Raw genomic sequence first — 22,923 nt, 5'->3', positions numbered from 1 at the left:
GTGAACTTAATAGTCAATGCTGAAATAAATAAATAAAACAAGATATAATGAGTAAAAAGATAGCAATAATTACGGGGTCTGGGGGTTTGGTTGGAGTGGAATCAGTACGGTTTTTTGCTCAACATTTTGATTTAATAATTGGGATTGATAATGATTCAAGAGGATATTTTTTTGGTCCAGCTGGTTCGGTCTCAAAAAATATTGAATCGATATCTAACGAAATTGAAAATTATGTGCATTATCCCATTGATATTAGAGATAAAAAAAGATTAAATAATTTATTTATAAAATACAAAACGGATATTCAGTTAATAATTAATGCTGCAGCTCAACCTAGCCATGATTGGTCTGGCAGATATCCAATTGAAGATTTTGAAATAAATGCTGTAGGAGCCCTAAATGTTTTAGAGGAAATGCGTAATAACTGTCCAGCTGCGGTATTTATTCAACTTTCTTCAAGCAAAGTATACGGAGATAATATGAATACTTTTAATTTTATTGAGACTGATACTAGATACGAACTCGAAGAGAATCATAAATATTTTTTCGGTTTTACTGAGGATATGGCTATTGATCAATCCTTACATTCTCCTTATGGCGCATCTAAATTAGCATCAGATATTATGTGTCAAGAATATGCAAGGTATTATGGTTTAAATGTTGGTATTTTTAGACCAAATTGTATTACGGGAGGGCCTCATTCAGGAGTTGAACTTCATGGGTTTTTATCATATATGGTTAAATGCAAGACAACATACAACGTATTTGGTTTCAAGGGAAAGCAGGTTAGAGATAATATTCATGCGCGTGATTTAATTTTGGCATTCTTTGAATACTATAAAAATCCAAAAGCAGGGGAAGTTTATAATATTGGCGGAGGGAGAGAAAATAGTTGTTCAATTATTGAAGCTTTAGCTTTAGTCGAAAAACTAACACTTCGAAAAAGTGATTATAAAATTATAGAGGACCCAAGAGTTGGAGATCATATTTGGTGGGTAAGTAACAATCAAAAGTTTAAATCACACTACCCTAATTGGAAAATAAATATTGGTTTGGAAGAAATTATCAATGAGATTAATCAAAGTATTTAAAAACAATTATGGTGAAATTTAGGAATATTTTGATATTGTTTTGCTGTTCTATAACAATGATTTCTTGCAAAGGAAAATCGGATGATTGGTTATTTAAAGAAGTGGGATCGTTGCTATGGGTTAATGAGACTATGCCAGATGCCATTGTGAAATTAGGAGTTAAAGAGACATTAGAAAACTCCTCTATTATAATTGCTCAGGTTTCCTGGTCACCAATGGATCGCAGTGTCATTAAAAATGTAAAGTGGTATCATTCTTTAGCTATACAATCTGGAAAATCTTTTATGTTGAATATAGATTGGTTAAAAGACAATCGTTCTGGTACAAACGGTAATTGGAGTTTTGAAAATGAAAAAGTGAGAATTCTTTTTATTAAAGATATAAATCGGCTTGTTGACCTATATCACCCGAACTATTTAACATTAGGGGTCGAAGTTAATTATTATGCATTAAATTCACCGGCAGGATATAAAGAATTTATAAAAACGTTCAATGAATTAAAAACTAAACTAAAAGATAACAACCCTAACATGAAAATAGGATTATCTTTTCAGTTGGAACTTCTTTATGGAATTCATACAGGATGGGAACAGACAAGAACATTAGAAGCATTAGATGCTGTTGTAGAAAATTTAGATTACATTGGTGTTTCTACATACCCTGATGTCCTAATTCCTATTGTTAATAAAAGATTTTATTCAATTGATTATCTTGACAGTCTTTCAGTGACTTATAAAAGACCAATTGGTCTTTCGGAAACAGGGATCAGTTCAATTACATATAAAAATATTGATAGGGTAAAATATATACAGCGAATTTATAAAAAAGCTGAAGATTTAAACTTAAGGTTCATTGTTTGGGGTTCAATCATAGACGGTCCTATACAGGGTGATTGGAAAAGCAGATTAGGATTAATGGACTCTAAAGGTATTTATAAGCCTGAATTTGACATTTGGAAGCGGGAAAATAATAAAATAATTAAAAACTAAATATGAAACTTTGTGTACTTATTCCTGCTAAAAATGAGGAAGGAGCATTGAATGAAACGATTTCAAATATTTATAAAGAACTAAATAATCATATTCAATTTAATATTCTTGTAATTAATGATTATTCTGATGATAAGACTGAAAGCGTATTAATTGGTTTGTCAAGTAAATATACAAACCTTTCATTTGTAAATAATAGGTTTGATAGTGGTGTGGGTAATGCAATAAAGTACGGCCTTGAAAGATGGGAAGGAGATATAGTTGTAATTTGTATGGCTGATGCTTCAGATTCTCCAATTGATATATTAGCATCATATTATAAATTAATAGAAGGTGATTATGATTGTATTTTTGGTTCAAGATTTATAACTGGTAGTAGTGTAATAAATTACCCTATTATAAAACTATTACTAAATCGAATATTTAATAACACAGTAAAATTAATTACAAAAAATAATTTTAATGATTTTACTAATATATTTAAAATGTATAATAGAAAAGCTATTAAAGCAATGGCGCCAATTGAATCTGATGGTTTTAGTATAGGTCTAGAAATGAGTTTAAAAGCTTTTTCAAATAAACTTAATATTGGATATATTCCGATATCGTGGAAGCAAAGAACATCTGGGAAATCCAAACTCAAATTAGTCAAGAATGTTAAATTGTATATGCTAACTTTAGTAAGATGTATTAAATATGCAAAATAAACAAAATTTTATTTTATTAATGTTGCTGTTCTGCTATGGTTTATTAGGATTAATTCACTCTAATAATCAGGGCTTTTGGCATGATGAAATTTATACGTTAACATTTTTAAAAGGAATTAGTGCTTACACATTTGATGGAAATACATTATCAAGTTTTACAAATGCATTTCCCATACAATATTGCAAGGACATTTTGCAAAAAGATAATTTCCTGAGTAATTTTCATATTCAAATACTTCATGAAGGCCATCCTCCACTTTACTTTCTGTTTTTAAAAGTTTGGGCGAATATCTTTGGCTATACCGAATTAGCTCTAAGGAGTTTTTCATTAATTTCTGGTTTGTTAGCAATAAAAGTCTTTTTTAGTATTTTAAAAGATAATTTTAAAAGTAAATTCACAATTTGGATAATATTAATATTGGTTTTATTCAACCCTTTTTTATTTTATTATTTCACAGAAGCAAGAATGTATGCATTTGCTTTCCTGTTAGCAATGCTGTGCTTTAAATATTGGCTTAAATATCGTGAACATAAAATTTTAAAGTCTTTTGATTTTATATGTTTTATGATAGCTTCTGTAGCCTTATTATATACTCATTATTACGGTGTGTTTTTCTTAGTAGCTTTAGGGTATTATGAAGTAATAAAAAATGGGCCTACTTTTAAACTACTCAACTATTCTATTCCCATTATACTATTCCTTCCATGGACTTTTATTATTAAGCTACAAACAGAATTTCACAATATTCACTGGACAGACGGTTCCTTTTCTTTGTTCGATTCTTCGATAGGATTTGGAAAAGGGCTGATAAGTTTATTTTTTTCACCGATGTCTGATGCAAAAAATTATGAGACTGTATTTGGAATTGTGATTAGTTTGATATTGTTATATTGGATAGCCAGTACTTGGAAACAGAGAATAATTTATCTAAGTGTTGGTTTTTTATATTTTTTTCAAATATTTTTATTTGACAAGGTATTAAATCATCATACGATAATAGTTGCACGATATTATATTTTCATTCTTATTTTTTTCTACTGGGCTATCGCTAAAGTAATTGAGAATTATCCTAAAAAAAATATTATATTTTTCACCTTCGCATATTGTATTATTTCGGGAGTAGCTTTTTACCAAATATACACGCTTTCACTTGCTCCTAAACAAATGTATAAAGAACTCGCAAGTTACATTGACTCAAAACATGATTCGAAAAACACTATAATTGTTGTAGAACCTGGAGGTCCTATAATTTGGGGTTTATCATATTATTTAAAAAATGATTTCAATATAATTTCTGCGAAATATTTTAAACCGAAAAACACTTCCAAAAATATAATTTATATTGATGAAATGCTGGGCGATAAATATTGGGAAAATCATCTTAATTCTGAAAATCAAAAAAAACTTAAACTAGTGCCATTTGTAGGCGTATTTTTATATGAATAAAATAAGACCAATCTTTTTATTTCTAATTATAGGAGTTTTATTAAGCACCCTATTTTCCTCTGGTCAAATAGAGAATCCAGATACTCACCTACGCTTAACTCAGACAAGAATTTTTTTAGAGAAACACCGTTTAGGTTTGCCGAATGACGTTGGTGAAGATTTTCATGGTAACATAGCAATTAATCAAGTAGGTGAGCGATTTATGGTATATAACCTAGGTCAAACACTTTTTTTTATTCCAATTTATTATTTAGCTGAATTGACCTCGGATAGTGAGGGGGATTGTTATTATACGGCTGCTTTTTTGGTTTCATTTGTTAACTTAATTATTCATTCACTCTGTTGCTTTCTATTATTTAGGATAGCTCTTTCAGTTGGAGCATCAAAGAATAAATCCTATTTTGTTGCTTTTGTTTTTTGTTTCACCTCTTATTCTTTTTCTTTTGCTCAAAGCACATATGAGCATCACTTTGAAATGTTTTTTATTCTTGCAGGATATTACTTTATCTTATCAAATAGTACTAAAAATACTGGGTTACTTGCAGGATTGTTAATTGCAATAGGGTTAATATTTCGAACCACAACTGTCTTGGTGTTGCCGGGTCTACTTTTGTTAGCTAATAACAAGCAGAGATTATATTTGATTTTAGGGGTTGTTCCTGGTCTAGTGACAATATTATTTTACAATTACTATAGGTTTAGTAATCCATTTGAGTCGGGGTATAATTTAGCGTGGCACTTGGCTTGGGGAAACAGTACGGTTTTTTGGTCGTTAACTAGTATTCCTCAAAATCTATTTGGTTTTCTTTTATCCCCCGGTAAAGGTTTGTTAATTTTTTCACCTACAATAATTCTTGGGTTTTTAGGCATGAAAAGATTTTGGAACAAACACAACAAATTTGCTTTATCGATACTTGTGTTAAGTGGTTTGTATTTGATATTATTTTCAATGAATTTTGCTTGGCATGGAAGTATTTGGTCTTTTGGCCCAAGGTATATCCTGCCAATCTTACCCCTTATATATTTACCAATGATAGAAATAAATATTAAAAAGTGTTATTATCCTTTACTGATCCTAGCTGCTTTTAGCCAAGTTCTATTAATGTCAGTAAATTATAAAAGAAATTTACTTGAGCAAAATATTCGTTATCATGGAATTGACGAACAACAATACATTTATAATATTGACAACATACCATATATTGTTCAGATAAAACAATTGATTTTAATTTTGCCCAAAAATCTATCTGGTATTTTAGTAAATGATTTTCCTAAATCTGCATGGAAAAAGGAAATTAGAGCTGCTTCAAGTGACCATGTATTAAATTACTCAATCGAAAAAAACTCAGTTAATTTTTGGTGGATTAGGGTTTTTCAGTGGAAAACAAGTCTAACAGAAAAAACACTAACAATATTTATTCTCATAAGTACCATTATAGGATGCTTCACAATATTTAAAAATGCAAAAAAAATCATTAAATAGAGTTATTATAATTTCAATTTTAGTTATTGGAGCAATTCTAAGACTGACGCTATTCTTTGTTAGCCCTCCTAATAATTCATTTGACGATCACTTAGAGGTAGTTAATATCTATGCAAATACATTAAGACAACCTTTAGCTTCTCAATGTTGGGAATGCTACCAACCCCCAATGTATTACACTATTAGCGCTGCAATATATAAAGTGATTAGTTATACAAACACAACTAGTATTATTGCGTGGAAATTTGTTCAACTGATTAATCCAATTTTATCGATTATAGTTTTGATTTTGTATCATAAACTATTATTGAGATTTAGCATCTCAGATACTAGAAAAATACTGTACTTGTCCTTTATTGCTGTGTTACCCATTGATTTATTCACATCGTCTATGATTGGTAACGACTATTTCTTAGTTTTCGCATCAGTTGTATCCTTTTTTTACTTTCTCAAAAGTATCGATGACATAAATAGCAAAGAAAAAACATCTTATAATAATTTTGTTTATTTGTCAATATTTGTTTTAATCGGATGTCTATCAAAACAACATGGGTTATTATTATTAATTTTCCCATCAATAATTATGTTGATTCTTTTTGTACGAAAAGTAAAAATCACATATTTTACATTTTCAGCAGTTTATATTTTATTAATAATACTTTCATTTTCGAATGAATTTTCGAAATATAAGCAAACAGGGAGGTTTATAGTTAGTAATCAAGATTTTTACGACTATGCTGTAGGACAATTCCCTGGATCATTAGAAAATGTAGAATTTACTTCATTTAGAATTTATTCCTTACTACAAAAACCATTTATTTCAAATCAAACTGCAGCGTCATTTCCAACTGAGATTTTTGCAAGAACTTTTTTTGATTATGAATGGAGATTTCTTAGTCCTAATATTCCTTTTGCAAATATTGTTGGACGTTTAGCTTATATTCTGGGTATATTATGGATTATTTATTTTCTTGGGACATTATTTTCTGCGATATGGAAGAGGAAACAAATAAAGTTTCAATCAAATACGCACAAAATTTTAATTTATACTCCGATCCTAGTCGGAATATTGTTTTTTACAGTACCTTTCATACAAACATTGAGATACCCATATTTTTCGAGTATGAAGGCAACCTTTGCTTTACCAGGTATAATAATATTATTAATTACACATGCTTATTTTATTAGGAGAGTAAAATTATCAGATAAAATTTGTTTTTTGCTCTCATTTTTGAATATTAGTTATGGTGTTTTTCTTATATATTCAATTTATTCATTTATGCCATTTACAGTTAATCATTTAAGTGGGCCCCTCTGGCCAATACCATAGTATGATACTAGATAAAAAAATAATTGTTGTTTTACCTGCATTTAACGCAGAAAAAACCATTTTAAAAGTACTTAATGAAATTCCTAATGACATAGTAGACGACGTCATTTTAGTAGATGATAATAGTACTGACGACACAATATTGATAGCTAAAGAGTATGGTTTACAAAATATAATTAAACACGAGAAAAATCTCGGCTATGGTGCAAATCAAAAATCTTGTTATGACAAAGCTCTAGAATTAAAAGCAGATATAATTATCATGTTACACCCAGACTATCAGTACACCCCAAAATTAATTCATTCAATGTCATATCTCATAGCAAACGATTTATACGATGTAGTTTTAGGGTCAAGAATATTGGGCAAAGGAGCTTTAAAAGGAGGAATGCCTTTGTATAAGTATATATCAAACCGAATTTTAACTTTTGTACAAAATATTCTTATAAATCAAAAATTATCAGAATACCATTCTGGTTATAGAGCTTATTCCTCAAAGGTTTTGAAAAGGATCAATTATGAAGAGAACTCTAATGATTTTGTATTTGACAATCAAGTCATTTCACAAATATTTATGGCTGGTTTTGAAATAGCTGAAATTACATGCCCCACAAAATATTTTCCAGAAGCATCTTCTATAAATTTTAAAAGGAGTTTAAAATACGGTTTTGGATGTCTCATAACATCAGGAGAATATTTATTTCATAAAATCGGATTAATTAAAAGTTCCATTTATAAAGAAAATGAGTGATAATATTCAATTAAACTTAATTTTTAAAATATATAAAAAAGATGAGTAAGCTTTCAATAGTAATACCTGTATTTAATGAAGCCAAAACAATTCATAATGTTTTGGAAAAAATAAAAGCTGTTGAGTTATTTAATTGCATAGAAAAAGAATTAATTATTATCAACGATTGTTCAACAGATTATTCTGAGGATGTTATATTATCTTTTAAATCAGCAAACAAGGACTTAAATATTCATTATTTTAAACATCTTTTTAATCAAGGGAAAGGTGCGTCATTAAAAACTGGTATACAGAAAGCTACTGGGGATTATTTAATAATCCAAGATGCTGATTTAGAGTACGACCCCAATGAATATAATATTTTGTTAAAACCAATAATTGACGGTTATGCAGATGTTGTATATGGCTCGCGTTTCGTTGGAGGTAAGCCGCATCGTATTATATTTTTTTGGCATACAACTGGAAATAAATTGTTAACTACAATTTCTAATATTTTTACTAATTTGAATTTGACGGATATGGAAACCTGTTACAAAGTATTCAAAACCGAAATCATACAGTCAGTAAACTTAAAAGAAAAAAGATTTGGATTTGAACCAGAGATAACAGCTAAGATATCTAAAATACCTAAAATTAGAATTTACGAAGTCGGAATTTCATATTATGGTAGAACATATGAGGAAGGTAAAAAAATTGGATGGAAAGATGGTTTTCGCGCTTTATATTGTATTTTAAAATATTGGAAAAATAATTAGCTACTAAATATCAATCTTTTGATAATACAATTATGACTCTACTATTTTAGCAATTAGATGAAGTTAAGAGGATTCCTTAGTTTTTAAGGATGAAAGCAATCAGGAAAATTTGTAAAAATGTTTTCAACTAACAACGATTAAATTGAGTAATAAGAGATTAACGATTACTGCATAGAACAAGTACTGAGTATAGATGTTACAATCTTTTATAAATGTCGTAATGACTACGAAAAATATTGTTAACGGAATTTTCCAGTAGTAACAGGGTTTAGAAATTATTTACTCAATTCTATTACTGGGCAGGGTTTATATTATTAGAGTAATATTTATTGCTAAAACCAATGGACCTCCTAGTGATTTAGGAGGTTCATTTCTTCTTTGTCCAAATATCCATTGCAAACACCAAAGTCGTAAAGTTGATTGTCTTTTATTTCAAAATTGAATGCTATCTGACTTTCATGAATCTTGGAGTTCATTAGAGTTTTATCTATTTTGTATTGATACCTCCATTTGTAAACTTTTACAGATTTTCCAAATTCGCAAAACAAGCATTTAGAATTGAACTGTACAACTTCTAAAAGTTGCGTTCCATACTCTGAGATGTCCCAACTTCCCACTATACTATATATGCTCTTTGGATATGGAGATATAAATAAAACCCGCATAAAAAGTTAAGAATAAAAATCTTAACTTTAATTTATTAAAAAGGTTGATTTTTTAATTCTTCATTCCAAAGTGTCATTTTTTCAAATTCATCGGTAATGTCTTTTTCTTCATAACCGAGTATAAAGTCTAATAAAAATTCTTCAGGATGTTTCTCGCAAAATCTCCAAAGTAATTCACTTGCAAAATAGCCATTGGCTTTTAATAGGTCTATTGTAATTTGTTTTAAACTTTCATTTTCTGGAAACATTACATAAAGTTGGCCGCAGTCATATCGAATTGAACCTCCATGATCCAGCTCTATTTGAGCAAAGTAAATTGGGTTGTCGTTATTTTCTTCAATAAGACCGGCAATTTCAATATGATGGTTTTTTCTTGTCCAAAAAGTAGGTTCGCTTAAACGTAGTAATGAAATTTCCTTTTCATCTTTTAAAGTGGATAAAAGTTGAATGCAGAAATCCCTTCCCCGTAAAAATGGAATTACTGAAATAAATCTTGCATTACTGAACGAAATATAATTTTTTTTTTTGCAATAACTAAACCATTGATGTACTCCCATATTAATAAGTGTAATATTCTAAACTAGTATCTTCAAAAATGTCTTGACAATTTTCGTCTTCTGTCTCAGGGCATTTTCTTATTTTCATTTTAATAAAAAAACCAATACTATCTTTTAAGCTAGCTTTTATATCTCGTGAAATAACATAGTTTATTGACATGCCATTCTCAGTTATGTTCCTTTCTTTGTATTCTGTAATTGCTTTTTCAAATAATTTCTTCATAAAAGTGGAGCTTTCTAATGAATAAATCCTATACTCATTTGATCGTTCTCCCATAGGATAGGAATAGGAAAAACTCGTGAATAGGAATTTCTTGGAGTTAATTTTAAAACTTTGGTAATCCACACTTTTTCCCCATTGACCACCCCTGATAGTGTCTGTTAAAGTTCCTTTACTAACTACTAGTTTACCAAAACAATTATGGCAATCATTACCTTTTATAGTTTCAAATGCTACATTAAAACCAGAATTATCTTGTTTTTTTTCAGAACAAGAAAAATTGAATATTATTATAATTAAGACCACTAAGGATGTAATGTATTTTAGCATTTATTTTTTTTGAAAATGAAATTCAAATCTAATGAAATTATTTATTGGAATAACATTTGGTTATCCATGATTACAAGTTTAACGAAAAACCTTAAGAATAATCAAGATTTTTTTATGACATTTTTTCAACAAAGTCCGTTAGAAATTCCAAAACTTGGTTTGAGAATAAATCAATAGTCTTCACAGTCGTACCAAAAACCTCTAAAGAAATTTAGGGGTTTTTTTACGGCATTTTTTCTACCAAATTTTCTAGAAATTCCAGTACTTGGTTTGAAAAAAAGTCTATCGGGTTCACAGTCGTACCAAAAACCTCTAAAGAAATTTAGGGGTTTTTTTACGGCATTTTTTCAACCAAATTTTCGAGAAATTCCAGTACTTGGTTTGAAAAAAAGTCTATAGGGTTCACAGTAGTGTCAATGACCTTAAATTCATTTTTAAGGTCATTTTTCATTTCATATCGAACCGATAGTTTACACTAAGAAAGCAAATCAAAAGATAATCACTGCCTATTTTTATCCATGTTTGATGCTAATGAAGTTTGCAGAAGATAGAGCAGTTTACGATTGCTGACCCTAAGAAGATTATTCCTAATTAATTAGCCTACTGAAGAACAACATTTTTCTCTTTCCATACTATTTTTATTTTGTCATAATACATCATAATATGAATGTATTGTTTTGCAAAACTGTCGACAAAACACACTTATCCTTGATTTGGGATAGTCATGTTTCATTTTGCGGACTGCTTGGCACAAAACTTTTTTCTGATGGCAATGTTAAGCTAATCTTCAGCCACATCAATAAGCGTAGTAAGCTCCTTGATCTTCAGTTCGGCTTCTTCCAATGGCTTTTGTAGAGCTTTAGCCTTTGCAGCACAGTTATTCTGTCTAACGCAAAAGCCTTTATTAGGACCGTTTTCGAGATTATATTTGAAGATTTTAATCCTTTTATCACTTGAGCAATTACGATTATAAAGGCCTATAAGTAATCTTCAAATTCTATAAAACGTGACACTAATTTAGCTCATACTTCATCGCAAAATATTAATAATTTGTCCGTTTGTCGAATTGGCTTTGCTCAATCTAATTGTAGTGCGGTTCATTTTTTAACGGATTAAAAAATAAGTTTTCACTGTCAATTGATATGATTTAAGTAGCTGAAATAAAAGTAACTACTTATAAATTAAATATTTTATCTTTTGGTGAACTCGAAATTTGCATTCTAGATCACAATTTGAACAATATATACTTGTAAAACTCTAAAATAATTTTTTACTATATTTGAAATCGATATTGATTTTTTTTTCGATTTCAAAATCATGAATTTCGGTATCTTGACAGTATTTAATCAGTGTTTTTTTTTATAAATAATTATACCCAACGGGTTATAGTTTACTATATCAAAACTCATAATTTTAAAAATGTACTATCGGTTAATAGTACTTTATCATCAATCAAAATGAATAAGAAAATTTGTTTTTTTATATTTTTATTTTTTCCTGCATTATTTTTTGCCCAACCTAATGTAAACTCACTTGAATTATTATCACAATCTCAAAACAAAGACGAAGCATGGGTTGATAAATTGATTATAGAGGTAGGAGATATAATAAATAGCAATCCAAAATTAGCGGTAGAGTACACAAAAACTATTTTAAATATTTCTAAGAAACTTTCTTATGAGAATGGAATCAGCAATTCATTAATAAAAAATGCAGCAGCATTAAATGTTTTAGGTAAATATGATGAAGCAAAAAAACAAATTGATATTGCTTTAAAAAGTATTCCAGATAATATTCTATTGATAAAGCTAAGGCTCTAATACTACTTGGTAAGGTTAATTATAATCTTGGTTCCTATGATTCTGCTCTGTTATAACTCAATTAAACTCCTTTCTCTTTGAAAACGCCCTCATAAATTTTTCGATTCTTTTTCACAACTTAGAATTAGGTTTATATTCTTAACTTTTTGTTGGGGTAAAGTTAGCATGTCCAGAGTAAGCTTTTTGTAAATCCTGATAATAAAATAAAAGTCGATTTGTATAGTTGGACAAAACTGAAAAATTTTAATCTGTATGATTTAGAAAAGAATCTAGCAAATGGTTAATAATAGGAAAAGACTCTATTGGGAACAAAACAACAAAAATTGATTTAGATGCTTTGCTAACCCTATTATACTTTTAATCTATCCTCAAATCACAAAGTGCAAATATAATTTCACTAATTCAAAAATAGTTACACATCTTGACGAACAATTTACGATTCATTTTAATATAACATAAAAAAATATTTCTAATAAAAAAATACGTAACGTAATAAACCTAATTTGAATATATTTGAGGATTCAAGCTAATGCGTTTGGATTTGATAAATCTTAACAAATGAAGTTTAGATTAAAAACCAAATTTATAAAAGAATGTCTCAAAAAAAAATAATTAAAATAGTACTAGTTATATTATTTTTATTCAATTGTACATTCTCAAATGCTCAAGATAATAATAATGAGAAGTATAGAAAGAAATACAGAGAGTTATTTTATACACAACCAGACAGTGCTTATTTTTATATTAATAAATTAAAAAACAACTTTTATAAAGATCATGATACTATAAAAGCACAGGATTACAATAACTTTTCCTACTATTACCTATATAAAAATGAAAAAGACTCTGCGATTTATTATTTAAAAAAATCTTTAAAGTTAGCTTCTGATGTAAATAAACCAAAAACACTTTTCTCTCTAGGTATTGTTTACAAAAAAGCAGGCAACTTTGAGAAGGCAATTTCAATTTTTGAATCAGTAATACATTCCGATATTACAACGCTTGAATATAAGGCTAAGGCTTATTCAGAGATAGCATCTACATATTCGTTAAAATCAGATTTTGATAAATGTAAATTTTATTTTGTTAAAGCTATTGAAATTTCTGAAAAAATTAAAGATTCCGTCACTCTTAATATTAATAAAATCAACTTCGCAAATTTTTATAAAAAAAATAATTTATCTGAATTAGCATTGCCTTTGTATCAAGAGGCTTTAACTTTTTATAAAAGCAATATTAATAGTAGAAATTACTTCCTAACTGTAATTAATTTAGCTGGTTGCTATGAACGAATCGACAAATCAAAAAAGGGATTAGAATTATTAAATACCATAGAATTTACTAAACTAAAAGGCCTTAGTGATAATTCGATCTTAGCGACCTATTTTAGCACAAAAGCCCAACTTTTAATGAAGTTAGAGCCGCAAAACAAAACCATAGATACCCTATATACGAAATCATTAAACTATGCAAAAGCTTCGCAAGACAGCCAGTTTATGATGTTTTATAATAAATATTTAGAATATTTAATTGAGTTACGTGCTACAAATAAAATTAATAGAAGCATTAAAGAGTATAATATAGATTCAGCGTATAAAAAAATTAATTTAATGGACAAACATGGGTTTATGAATTTATTATCTCAATCAAATCTAGACATTAAGTTCAATAAAATAGATGGTAAAGAATTAAATGTATTAAAAGATAGTTTATTTAACACGAATTCAAAAATCGTTAAAGACGAATTATTATTAAACTATTCTAATCTCAAAAAAACTATTGTCCAAAGTGATAAATTAAAAACTAATAAAAATATCATTTTATATTTTACCGCTTTATTGTTTGGAATCATGGTATACTTGATATATAAATTTAGATCGAAATTTAAAAGCATTTCTATTAGTACAAAAAATAATATAGATTCTGTAAAAAAAACACATTATAAATCTTTATTAAAACTAAAAAAAGAAGTAATCGAATTTAATTTAGAAAGATCCATAAATAATGAAAAACAAAATTTTGCTTATTGGAATAAATTTAAAGAAAAATTAAAAAATTTAGATCCAGAATTCATTACCACAATTAAAAATTATCATCCAGAACTTACTCCGTCAGAATTAGATTTATGTAGTTTTATTAAATTAAACATGAGTAATAAGGAAATTGCGGAATTATTAAAAATCGAATACCGAAGCGTTGTGGTTAAGAAATATCGTCTCAAGAAGAAATTAAAAATTGCAGATGATTTAAAAATTGAAAAATACATTTATCTCTTAACTGACTCTTAAATAAACTAATAATATCAAAAAATATTAAATACTTGCGTTTTTAGCGAGTGTTTTGTGTTTTGACCCCTATAAAACAAGAGTATTATTTTAAATTTCGATTATTAATTATGCGGTTAGTTTATTCATTAAAATTAGATGTTTATTCTGATTCCATTGTTCCATTGGTGTAATTCGGCCCAAAAGTCCATGTAGCCTAATATTATTATAGAAAACCACATATCTTTTTAGTATTAGTTCTATTTCTCCAAAAGTTCTATAGTCAACTCTTGCAAAGACTTCTTTTTTTATTATGCCATGATAAGCTTCAATATGGGCATTTTCTTCTGGTGTGGCTACATGAGTAAATTCCTGCTGAACGCCTATTAGCCCTAGATATTCTCGAACACTTTTAGTTATAAACTGACTTCCATTATCACTTCTAATAACGACGCTTTCAGGGTATTGGTATTCTAAAAATAAATCTGAAAGAAACGTTATTACCTTGTCCTGTTTTATAGAAAAAGAGAAATAGTCTTTTAATATTCTACGTGTATGAACGTCTATTATTGATAGTAAATAAGCATTTTTACCTACATTAGGAATCCATACCATCTTTATATCCATTTCTAAGCATTCAAAAGGTTTAACGGTATTAACTTTTCTATATTTCACAAATTTACGTCCAGAACCACTTCTATTTATTCGGTCTTTTAATTTTAATAAACCTTCTCCGCTCATAATCCTATAGAGCTTTTTATGATTAATTTGATAACCATCCCGTTGTAAATAAGAGGTCATTAAACTGTACCCACAGTCAATAAACTCATGACTTAAAATAGCTTTAATAGATTCGACAACAGCATCTTGATTCACCAACCCTTTAGATTCATTGTAAGTGAATTCACTAGGCTTATTCCCTTTTTTACTAAGGCTTGGTATTCGGTAATAACTGCTTTGAACTATACTGACTTATTCGAGAAGAGAATTTTTGTGTTGGAATTTCATCTTTGATAACATTCGTTTTTTCTACTGAAAAAATAGCAGCAAGATTTCTTATGGACTAAGACTTCCATGCTGAAATTTGGTTGGGAAGTAATTCGTATTTTTTTGCTTATATCTGGATGTTATCTTTTTCTTTTAAGGCTTCTAAAACAACTTTGGCTTTGAAGTCTTTTCATAAGGTTCTTCTGATTCTTGGAATAATACTGGTAATTTAAGGTTTTTATTCCTATTTAAATTAGTCTCGAAAACTTGTTCGGATTTTTGGGGTCAGCATAGTACCTTTTTAGTATTTAGATAACTAAATTTTAAAAAAAACTTATTTAGTATACCATTTGTATACCGATAGAAATAGTATTTGATTAATATTTAACTTCTTTTTGCATCATACTTATAAACGAAAAAAAAATGAAAAAAATTAGCACCACATTATTTTTAATTATTTTTGGTATTATTTGCCAAAATAAAGTTTCAGCACAATTTACCACAGTATCAGGAGATAATCTATCCATGGTAGATGTAATCATCAAAGGTAATTTAGCTGTAGGAACAGATGTGCTTCCTAATATCAACTTTAACTATGATAACTTAATTTTTAAAGAAAATAATAATCGTGTTCTTTTTGATGATACTTCTGCTGATACTTCAACATTTGGTAGATTTGATTGGCGCTTTATTTTTAATGACTCTTTTACAAGTGGAGACAACTATTTTGCTTTAGAAAATGTTACATCCACTGATTTTTCTGGCACTGAAATTATTCCTTTCAAAGTTAGAGGCACTGCCCCACATAATTCACTTATTGTAGGTGATTTTGGCAGGATAGGTTTTGGCACATTGGACCCTATACAAGCGCTGCATTTGAAAGTTTTTGTACCTACCATCCGCCTAGAACAAACTGAATCAATTCCTGGTTCAAATTCAGGTCAATATATTTGGGACATTGCAGCATCGGATAACTCTTTTACTATAAAAGATCAAATTTTTAATAGCAGTCCTTTTGCAATTAAAGCTGCTGCTGAGACTAATTCTATATTTATTGGTGATAATAGAGCTATAGGTTTTGGAACTCAAACCCCAAATGGTTTATTAGATATTGCCCATCCAAGTAATTTAAATAACCATGCCTTTTTAGTAGATACTGCAACAGGTAATGTGGGTATTAATGTAGATGATAATTACACACCTAATGGTTTGTTGGATGTACAAACAACAGGTGGTAGTTCTGTCTTAAAAATAGAGAATAATGGAAGTTTAGTTTTAGGTGCATCTAATGCTGGTTTACAATTAAACAGATTAACAACCATAGATAGAGAAACATTAGGAACAAATATCGGGGCAACAGGTATTGGTACACTAGTATATGATACAGATGATAATTATACCTATTGTTTTAATGGCACAGGATGGGTCAATCTTGTTATTACTTCTGGAAATAACACATCGGCTACAGGGCAGTTTGCTACCGCTATGGGCTCTAACACAATAGCAAGTGATTATTCATCCCTTGTTATGGGGTCTTACAATAATCAAGGAGCTATAGTTACGGATGATGATAATTTTTTTAGTACATCAAATAGTGCGTTTGTTATAGGAAATGGAACTAGCGATTCAAATAGATCAGATGCTTTTTCAGTTATGTTTAATGGCGATACAACTATTGGTAATGATTTAACAGTGAGTGGTAATATAGTGGTTTTGTCTGACGAAAGATTAAAAGCAAATATTATGTCTTTAGGTTCAACGCTTACAAAACTTATGTTGATAGACGGTAAGTCGTATACCATGAAAAAAGATGGTTCGCACAAAATAGGAGTTTTAGCACAGGACATACAGAAAGTATTTCCAGAACTAGTAAGTCAAGTAGATAAAAATACGTTAGGCGTAAATTATCAAGGACTTGTACCTGTTTTGATTAACGCTATAAAAGAACAACAAAACGAAATAGAGCGCTTTAAAATTCAAGAAAAACGTTTAGAACGTTTAGAATACTTAGTATCTAATTTAAATTAAACAGCATTATCCTAATAGAAATATAATGTTTAACTATTTAACACTTAAGTTGTGAAAAAATTAATTCGATTTTTAATGCTAATCATAGCATTTAGTACATATGCACAAACAGCTGTGCTAAAAATTAACAATGGTGCTTCAATCACTCTATCACCAAGTAGTTCGGTAGATTTAGATGGGTTTAAAATAGAGCCCAACACTACATATATAATTGCAGATAATGAAATCTACAACACCTCAAATGCAGTTGCTATAGGTTCACCTGCAAACAATAGTATTGAAAGAGTCTATTCCTCAACAAATGCATTAACAAGTTTTTCAGGAACTCTTTCTGTGCGTTATTTAGACGGAGAATTAAATGGTAATGACGAAGCAAACTTATCATTGGCTTTAAAAGGGGGTAATAATGAATGGACAACTTATTCAAGTTCAGTCGATAATATTTCGAATACCATTAGCCAAAAATTTTCTGAAGCGGTAGCTTTTAAGAGTATTACTGCTTTGCAAGCAACAAACTTAACCTCACCTTGCGTACCAGGTGTACTCTGGACAGCACAAACCGCAGCAGAAGAAAGTGCATGGAGATCAGTAACTTATGGCAATGGTCTATTTGTAGCGGTAGCAGTTGGTGGAACTAACCTTGTTATGACCAGCCCTGATGGAATTAGTTGGACATCACAAACCGCAGCAGCGGCATATTCTTGGTCTTCAGTAACTTATGGTAACGGTCTATTTGTAGCAGTAACGAGTGATGGTACTAACCGTGTGATGACTAGCCCTGATGGTATTACCTGGACGGCACAAACAGCAGCACAACAAAATCAATGGAGATCAGTAACCTATGGAAATGGTCAATTTGTAGCAGTAGCACAATCTGGTACTAACCGAGTAATGACAAGCCCTGATGGTATTACCTGGACGACACAAACAGCAGCAGAAGCAAATGCATGGGGTTCCATAACTTATGGTAATGGTCTATTTGTAGCAATAGCAAGTGATGGTACTAACCGTGTGATGACTAGCCCTAATGGTATTACCTGGACGGCACAAACAGCAGCACAACAAAATCAATGGACCTCTATAACCTATGGGAATGGTCAATTTGTAGCAGTAGCAAGTAGTGGTTTTAAACGTGTTATGACTAGCTCTGATGGTATTACCTGGACGGCACAAGCCGCATCAGAAGCAAATGCATGGGGTGGCATAACTTATGGTAATGGTCAATTTGTAGCAGTTACATATAGTGGTACTAACCGTGTGATGACTAGCCCTGATGGTATTACCTGGACGTCACAAACAGCAGCAGAACAAAATCAATGGACCTCTGTAATCTATGGTAACGGTCTATTTGTAGCAGTAGCAAATAGTGGTACTAACCGTGTGATGACTTCAGGCTGTACAGTGACAGCAGCAACGCCAATTATAACATACGATGCTTCTCAAATTTCAAGTTTTACTTCTACTTTTGGTACAGCATCAACGGAACAACTAGTTACAGTTTCAGGAATCGATTTAACAAATAATGTAACGGTAACAGCACCAACAGGCTTTGAGGTAAGTTTAACTTCAGGTGCTGGTTTTGCAAGTTCTATAGATATAACAGCTAGTGGTACATTAAACGCAACAACCGTTTATGTTAGAATTTCTAGTACAGCTGTTAGCGGCTCACTTTCTGGAAATATACTTTTACAATCACAAGGTGCAACCGATGAAAACATAGCGATTTTGGGTACTGTAAGTGACGCTTCACCCTGTACCCTAGCAGCAACTTGGACAGCACAAACCGCAGCAGAACAAATTGCTTGGACTTCAGTAACTTATGGTAATGGTCTATTTGTAGCAGTAGCAAGTACTGGTACTAACCGAGTAATGACGAGTCCTGATGGAATAACTTGGACGGCACAAACCGCAGCAGAACAAAGTATTTGGCTTTCAGTAACTTATGGTAATGGTCTATTTGTAGCAGTAGCGCGTGATGGTACTAACCGAGTAATGACGAGTCCTGATGGAATAACTTGGACGGCACAAACCGCAGCAGAACAAAATAGTTGGCTTTCAGTAACTTATGGTAATGGTCTATTTGTAGCAGTATCAAATGGTGGTACTAACCGCGTGATGACCAGCCCTGATGGTATTATCTGGACGGCACAAACAACACTACAAGGTTCATGGAGTGCTGTAACCTATGACAATGGCCTATTTGTAGCAATAGGAAGTGGAGCTTACCAAGTAATGACTAGCCCTGATGGTATTATCTGGACGGCACAGACAGCAGCAGGAACAAATTCATGGTATTCTATCACCTATGGCAATGGTCTATTTGTAGCAGTAGCAAGTAGTGGTAGTAACCGTGTGATGACTAGCCCTGATGGTATTATCTGGACGTCACAAACCGAATCACAAGCAAATTCATGGTATTCTGTCACCTATGGCAATGGTCTATTTGTAGCAGTAGCGTCAGATGGCAGAAAACGTGTCATGACTAGCCCTGATGGCATTACCTGGACGGGAAAAAATGCAGTAGAACAAACTACATGGTTTAGTGTAACCTATGGCGGTGGAAGATTTGTAGCAGTAGCGACAAATGGCAGAAACCGAGTGATGACTTTAGGCTGTTCAGTTACAGCAGCAACGCCAACTATAACATACGATACTTCTCAAATTTCAAGTTTTACTTCTACTTTTGGTACAGCATCAACGGAACAACTAGTTACAGTTTCAGGAATCGATTTAACAAATAATGTAACAGTAACAGCACCAACAGGCTTTGAGGTAAGTTTAACTTCAGGTGCTGGTTTTGCAAGTTCTATAGATATAACAGCTAGTGGTACATTAAACGCAACAACCGTTTATGTTAGAATTTCTAGTACAGCTGTTAGCGGCTCACTTTCTGGAAATATACTTTTACAATCACAAGGTGCAACCGATGAAAACATAGCGATTTTGGGTACTGTAAGTGACGCTTCACCCTGTACCCTAGCAGAAACTTGGACAGCACAAACCGCAGCAGCACAAATTGCTTGGACTTCAGTAACTTATGGTAATGGTCTATTTGTAGCAGTAGCAAGTACTGGTACTAACCGAGTAATGACGAGTCCTGATGGAATAACTTGGACGGCACAAACCGCAGCAGAACAAAGTATTTGGCTTTCAGTAACTTATGGTAATGGTCTATTTGTAGCAGTAGCGCGTGATGGTACTAACCGAGTAATGACGAGTCCTGATGGAATAACTTGGACGGCACAAACCGCAGCAGAACAAAATAGTTGGCTTTCAGTAACTTATGGTAATGGTCTATTTGTAGCAGTATCAAATGGTGGTACTAACCGCGTGATGACCAGCCCTGATGGTATTATCTGGACGGCACAAACAACACTACAAGGTTCATGGAGTGCTGTAACCTATGACAATGGCCTATTTGTAGCAATAGGAAGTGGAGCTTACCAAGTAATGACTAGCCCTGATGGTATTATCTGGACGGCACAAACAGCAGCAGGAACAAATTCATGGTATTCTATCACCTATGGCAATGGTCTATTTGTAGCAGTAGCAAGTAGTGGTAGTAACCGTGTGATGACTAGCCCTGATGGTATTATCTGGACGTCACAAACCGAATCAGAAGCAAATTCATGGTATTCTGTCACCTATGGCAATGGTCTATTTGTAGCAGTAGCAAATAGTGGTACTAACCGTGTGATGACTAGCCCTGATGGCATTACCTGGACGGCAAAAAATGCAGTAGAACAAACTACATGGTTTAGTGTAACCTATGGCGGTGGAAGATTTGTAGCGATATCAACAAATGGCACAAACCGAGTGATGACTTTAGGCTGTTCAGTTACAGCAGCAACGCCAACTATAACATACGATGCTTCTCAAATTTCAAGTTTTACTTCTTGTTTTGGGTTTACTTCTGCAGAACAATCGGTGTCAATTTCAGGAACCAATTTAACAAATAATGTAACAGTAGCAGCACCAACAGGCTTTGAGGTAAGTTTAACTTCAGGTTCTGGTTTTGCAAGTTCTGTAGATATAGCAGCTACTGGTACTTTAAGTGCAACAACGGTCTATGTTAGAGTTACTAGTTTAGCAACAACAGGTGCTATTTCAGGAACTTTAACAATGGCATCAACAGGAGCAACAGATCAGACCGTAAGTTTATCGGGAGTTGTTAATTCTATATCTTTAACACCAGCATCACAAACTAACATTGCTTGTAATGCAGGTTCAAATGGATCTGCTACGGTAAACACCCCAACAGGTGGAACGGCTCCTTATACTTATGATTGGACAGGAACTCCAACAGGAGATGGAACAGCTTCAGTTACTGGTTTAACAGCAGGAAGTTGGACTTGTACAGCTACAGACGCAAACGGATGTACGGCTACACAAAGTTTTACAATTACAGAGCCTACTGCTTTAATAGCTAGTTCTAGTATAGACGCTAACGTTTCATGCAATGGTGGTTCAAATGGATCAGTTACTGCTTCGGTTAGTGGAGGAATATCACCTTATAGTTATGCATGGGATAACACTGCAACCACTGCTTCTATTACAGGATTAACAGCAGGAACTTATGGATGTACAATCACAGATGTTAATGGATGTACCTCTAGCACTTCTGTAGTTATTACAGAGCCTACAGCTTTGAGTTTTACAACTACAATTTTACCTGGTTATGATTATAATCTTTCATATAGTCAAAATATTTTGGTTGCAGGGGGTTCAGGAACAAAAACGTATTCAGTTACGGCAGGTAGTTTGCCCTCAGGTTTAACTTTATCATCAAATGGTGCTTTAACAGGAATTTCAACTCAGATAGTCGATAGTAATTTTACTATTACGGCTTCTGATGCAAATAGCTGTACTGTAACATATGATTTTGTTTTGAAACTAAATCAAATACCAATTACGGTTACAGCAACAGCATCACAAACGAAAGTATTTGGACAAATTGATCCCGTTTTTGCATACTCTGTAACACCAAGTTTGTTATCTGGAGATTCTTTTACAGGAACTTTAGACAGAACTTCAGGAGAAGATAGTGGTAATTACACTATAAATGTGGGGACTCTTTCGGCAGGGCCTAAATATTTAATGACATTTGTTGATGCGGCTTTCTCCATCACAGCTAAACCTATAACTGTTACAGCTGATGCTGCTCAAGCCAAAGTATATGGAGCTACAGATGTGGTATTTACCTATTCTGTTACTCCAAGTTTATTATCTGGAGATTCTTTTACAGGAACTTTAGATAGAGCTTTAGGAGAAGATATTGGTAATTATGGTATAACGCAAGGCAATTTAAGTGCCGGTTCTAATTATGCCATTACTTATGAGGGTTCAGCTTTTTCCATCACAGCCAAAGCAATAACTGTGACTGCTGATGCAGCTCAAACCAAAGTTTATGGAACTACAGATGCAGTATTTACCTATTCCGTTGCTCCAAGCTTGATGTCTGGAGATTCTTTTACAGGAACTTTAGATAGAGCTTTAGGA

General features: G+C 31.6%; 16 protein-coding genes. 12 read left to right on the top strand and 4 right to left on the bottom strand.

Features of this window, described 5'->3' with window-relative positions; translation table 11 throughout:
* Positions 1 to 47: 47 nt before the first annotated feature.
* The 8 genes from ACEN2H_RS12450 to ACEN2H_RS12415 are packed head-to-tail and all read left to right on the top strand — an operon-like array spanning position 48 to position 8,553.
* The gene (locus ACEN2H_RS12450) at positions 48 to 1,091 is read left to right on the top strand and encodes an NAD-dependent epimerase/dehydratase family protein (RefSeq protein WP_441732844.1); all 1,044 of its coding nucleotides are present in this window, start codon (positions 48 to 50) and stop codon (positions 1,089 to 1,091) included.
* Between the two features lie 56 nt (positions 1,092 to 1,147).
* On the top strand, positions 1,148 to 2,080 hold the full coding sequence (locus ACEN2H_RS12445) for a hypothetical protein (protein WP_441732842.1): 933 nt from the start codon (positions 1,148 to 1,150) through the stop codon (positions 2,078 to 2,080).
* 2 nt (positions 2,081 to 2,082) lie between these two features.
* Positions 2,083 to 2,787 carry a glycosyltransferase family 2 protein gene (locus ACEN2H_RS12440; RefSeq protein WP_441732840.1) on the top strand — a complete coding sequence of 235 codons (705 nt, stop codon included), beginning with the start codon at positions 2,083 to 2,085 and terminating at the stop codon, positions 2,785 to 2,787.
* A complete protein-coding gene (locus tag ACEN2H_RS12435; RefSeq protein ID WP_441732838.1) occupies positions 2,777 to 4,234 on the top strand; it encodes a glycosyltransferase family 39 protein in 1,458 nt (485 codons plus the stop codon). Before ACEN2H_RS12440 ends, ACEN2H_RS12435 begins: the two co-directional genes overlap by 11 nt.
* Positions 4,227 to 5,717 carry a hypothetical protein gene (locus ACEN2H_RS12430; RefSeq protein WP_441732837.1) on the top strand — a complete coding sequence of 497 codons (1,491 nt, stop codon included), beginning with the start codon at positions 4,227 to 4,229 and terminating at the stop codon, positions 5,715 to 5,717. The genes ACEN2H_RS12435 and ACEN2H_RS12430 overlap by 8 nt, the downstream gene beginning before the upstream one ends.
* Positions 5,695 to 7,047, top strand: coding sequence for a hypothetical protein (locus ACEN2H_RS12425; RefSeq protein WP_441732835.1), 1,353 nt, complete (start codon positions 5,695 to 5,697; stop codon positions 7,045 to 7,047). The genes ACEN2H_RS12430 and ACEN2H_RS12425 overlap by 23 nt, the downstream gene beginning before the upstream one ends.
* 1 nt (position 7,048) lies before the next feature.
* Complete coding sequence (locus ACEN2H_RS12420; RefSeq protein WP_441732833.1) at positions 7,049 to 7,798, top strand: glycosyltransferase family 2 protein; 750 nt, start codon at positions 7,049 to 7,051, stop codon at positions 7,796 to 7,798.
* A gap of 41 nt (positions 7,799 to 7,839) precedes the next feature.
* Positions 7,840 to 8,553: a glycosyltransferase family 2 protein gene (locus ACEN2H_RS12415; protein WP_441732831.1), complete on the top strand. Its 714-nt coding sequence runs from the start codon at positions 7,840 to 7,842 to the stop codon at positions 8,551 to 8,553.
* A gap of 350 nt (positions 8,554 to 8,903) precedes the next feature.
* Here ACEN2H_RS12415 and ACEN2H_RS12410 read toward each other — a convergent pair whose 3' ends face one another.
* From ACEN2H_RS12410 to ACEN2H_RS12400, 3 genes are read right to left on the bottom strand one after another with little or no spacing between them, the layout of a single operon-like run.
* Positions 8,904 to 9,218 carry a hypothetical protein gene (locus ACEN2H_RS12410; RefSeq protein ID WP_441732829.1) on the bottom strand — a complete coding sequence of 105 codons (315 nt, stop codon included), beginning with the start codon at positions 9,216 to 9,218 and terminating at the stop codon, positions 8,904 to 8,906.
* Between the two features lie 35 nt (positions 9,219 to 9,253).
* Positions 9,254 to 9,775 carry a hypothetical protein gene (locus ACEN2H_RS12405; protein WP_441732827.1) on the bottom strand — a complete coding sequence of 174 codons (522 nt, stop codon included), beginning with the start codon at positions 9,773 to 9,775 and terminating at the stop codon, positions 9,254 to 9,256.
* A gap of 1 nt (position 9,776) precedes the next feature.
* Positions 9,777 to 10,325, bottom strand: coding sequence for a hypothetical protein (locus ACEN2H_RS12400; protein WP_441732825.1), 549 nt, complete (start codon positions 10,323 to 10,325; stop codon positions 9,777 to 9,779).
* A 1,457-nt stretch (positions 10,326 to 11,782) separates the two neighbouring features.
* On the opposite strand from ACEN2H_RS12400, the gene ACEN2H_RS12395 reads away from it, so the two are divergent.
* On the top strand, positions 11,783 to 12,145 hold the full coding sequence (locus tag ACEN2H_RS12395) for a hypothetical protein (protein ID WP_441732823.1): 363 nt from the start codon (positions 11,783 to 11,785) through the stop codon (positions 12,143 to 12,145).
* 593 nt (positions 12,146 to 12,738) lie between these two features.
* Entirely contained in the window at positions 12,739 to 14,433 is a 1,695-nt protein-coding gene (locus ACEN2H_RS12390) for a tetratricopeptide repeat protein (protein ID WP_441732821.1), read from the top strand.
* Between the two features lie 105 nt (positions 14,434 to 14,538).
* On the opposite strand, the gene ACEN2H_RS12385 is transcribed toward ACEN2H_RS12390, so the two are convergent.
* Positions 14,539 to 15,351 (bottom strand): IS3 family transposase, encoded by an 813-nt coding sequence (locus ACEN2H_RS12385; RefSeq protein WP_441732893.1) that lies wholly within the window; start codon positions 15,349 to 15,351, stop codon positions 14,539 to 14,541.
* A 468-nt stretch (positions 15,352 to 15,819) separates the two neighbouring features.
* Here ACEN2H_RS12385 and ACEN2H_RS12380 point away from each other — a divergent pair, with 468 nt between their 5' ends.
* Positions 15,820 to 17,424, top strand: a complete 1,605-nt coding sequence (locus tag ACEN2H_RS12380) for a tail fiber domain-containing protein (RefSeq protein ID WP_441732819.1) — start codon at positions 15,820 to 15,822, stop codon at positions 17,422 to 17,424.
* A gap of 75 nt (positions 17,425 to 17,499) precedes the next feature.
* Positions 17,500 to 22,923: beta strand repeat-containing protein (locus tag ACEN2H_RS12375; RefSeq protein WP_441732818.1), on the top strand; the 5,424-nt coding region annotated here is incomplete at its 3' end.

Source organism: Flavobacterium sp. W22_SRS_FP1 (assembly GCF_052113685.1).
GTDB lineage: Bacteria > Bacteroidota > Bacteroidia > Flavobacteriales > Flavobacteriaceae > Flavobacterium.
Note: the sequence above shows the minus strand (reverse complement) of the source record. Positions and strands in the feature narration are given on the sequence as shown.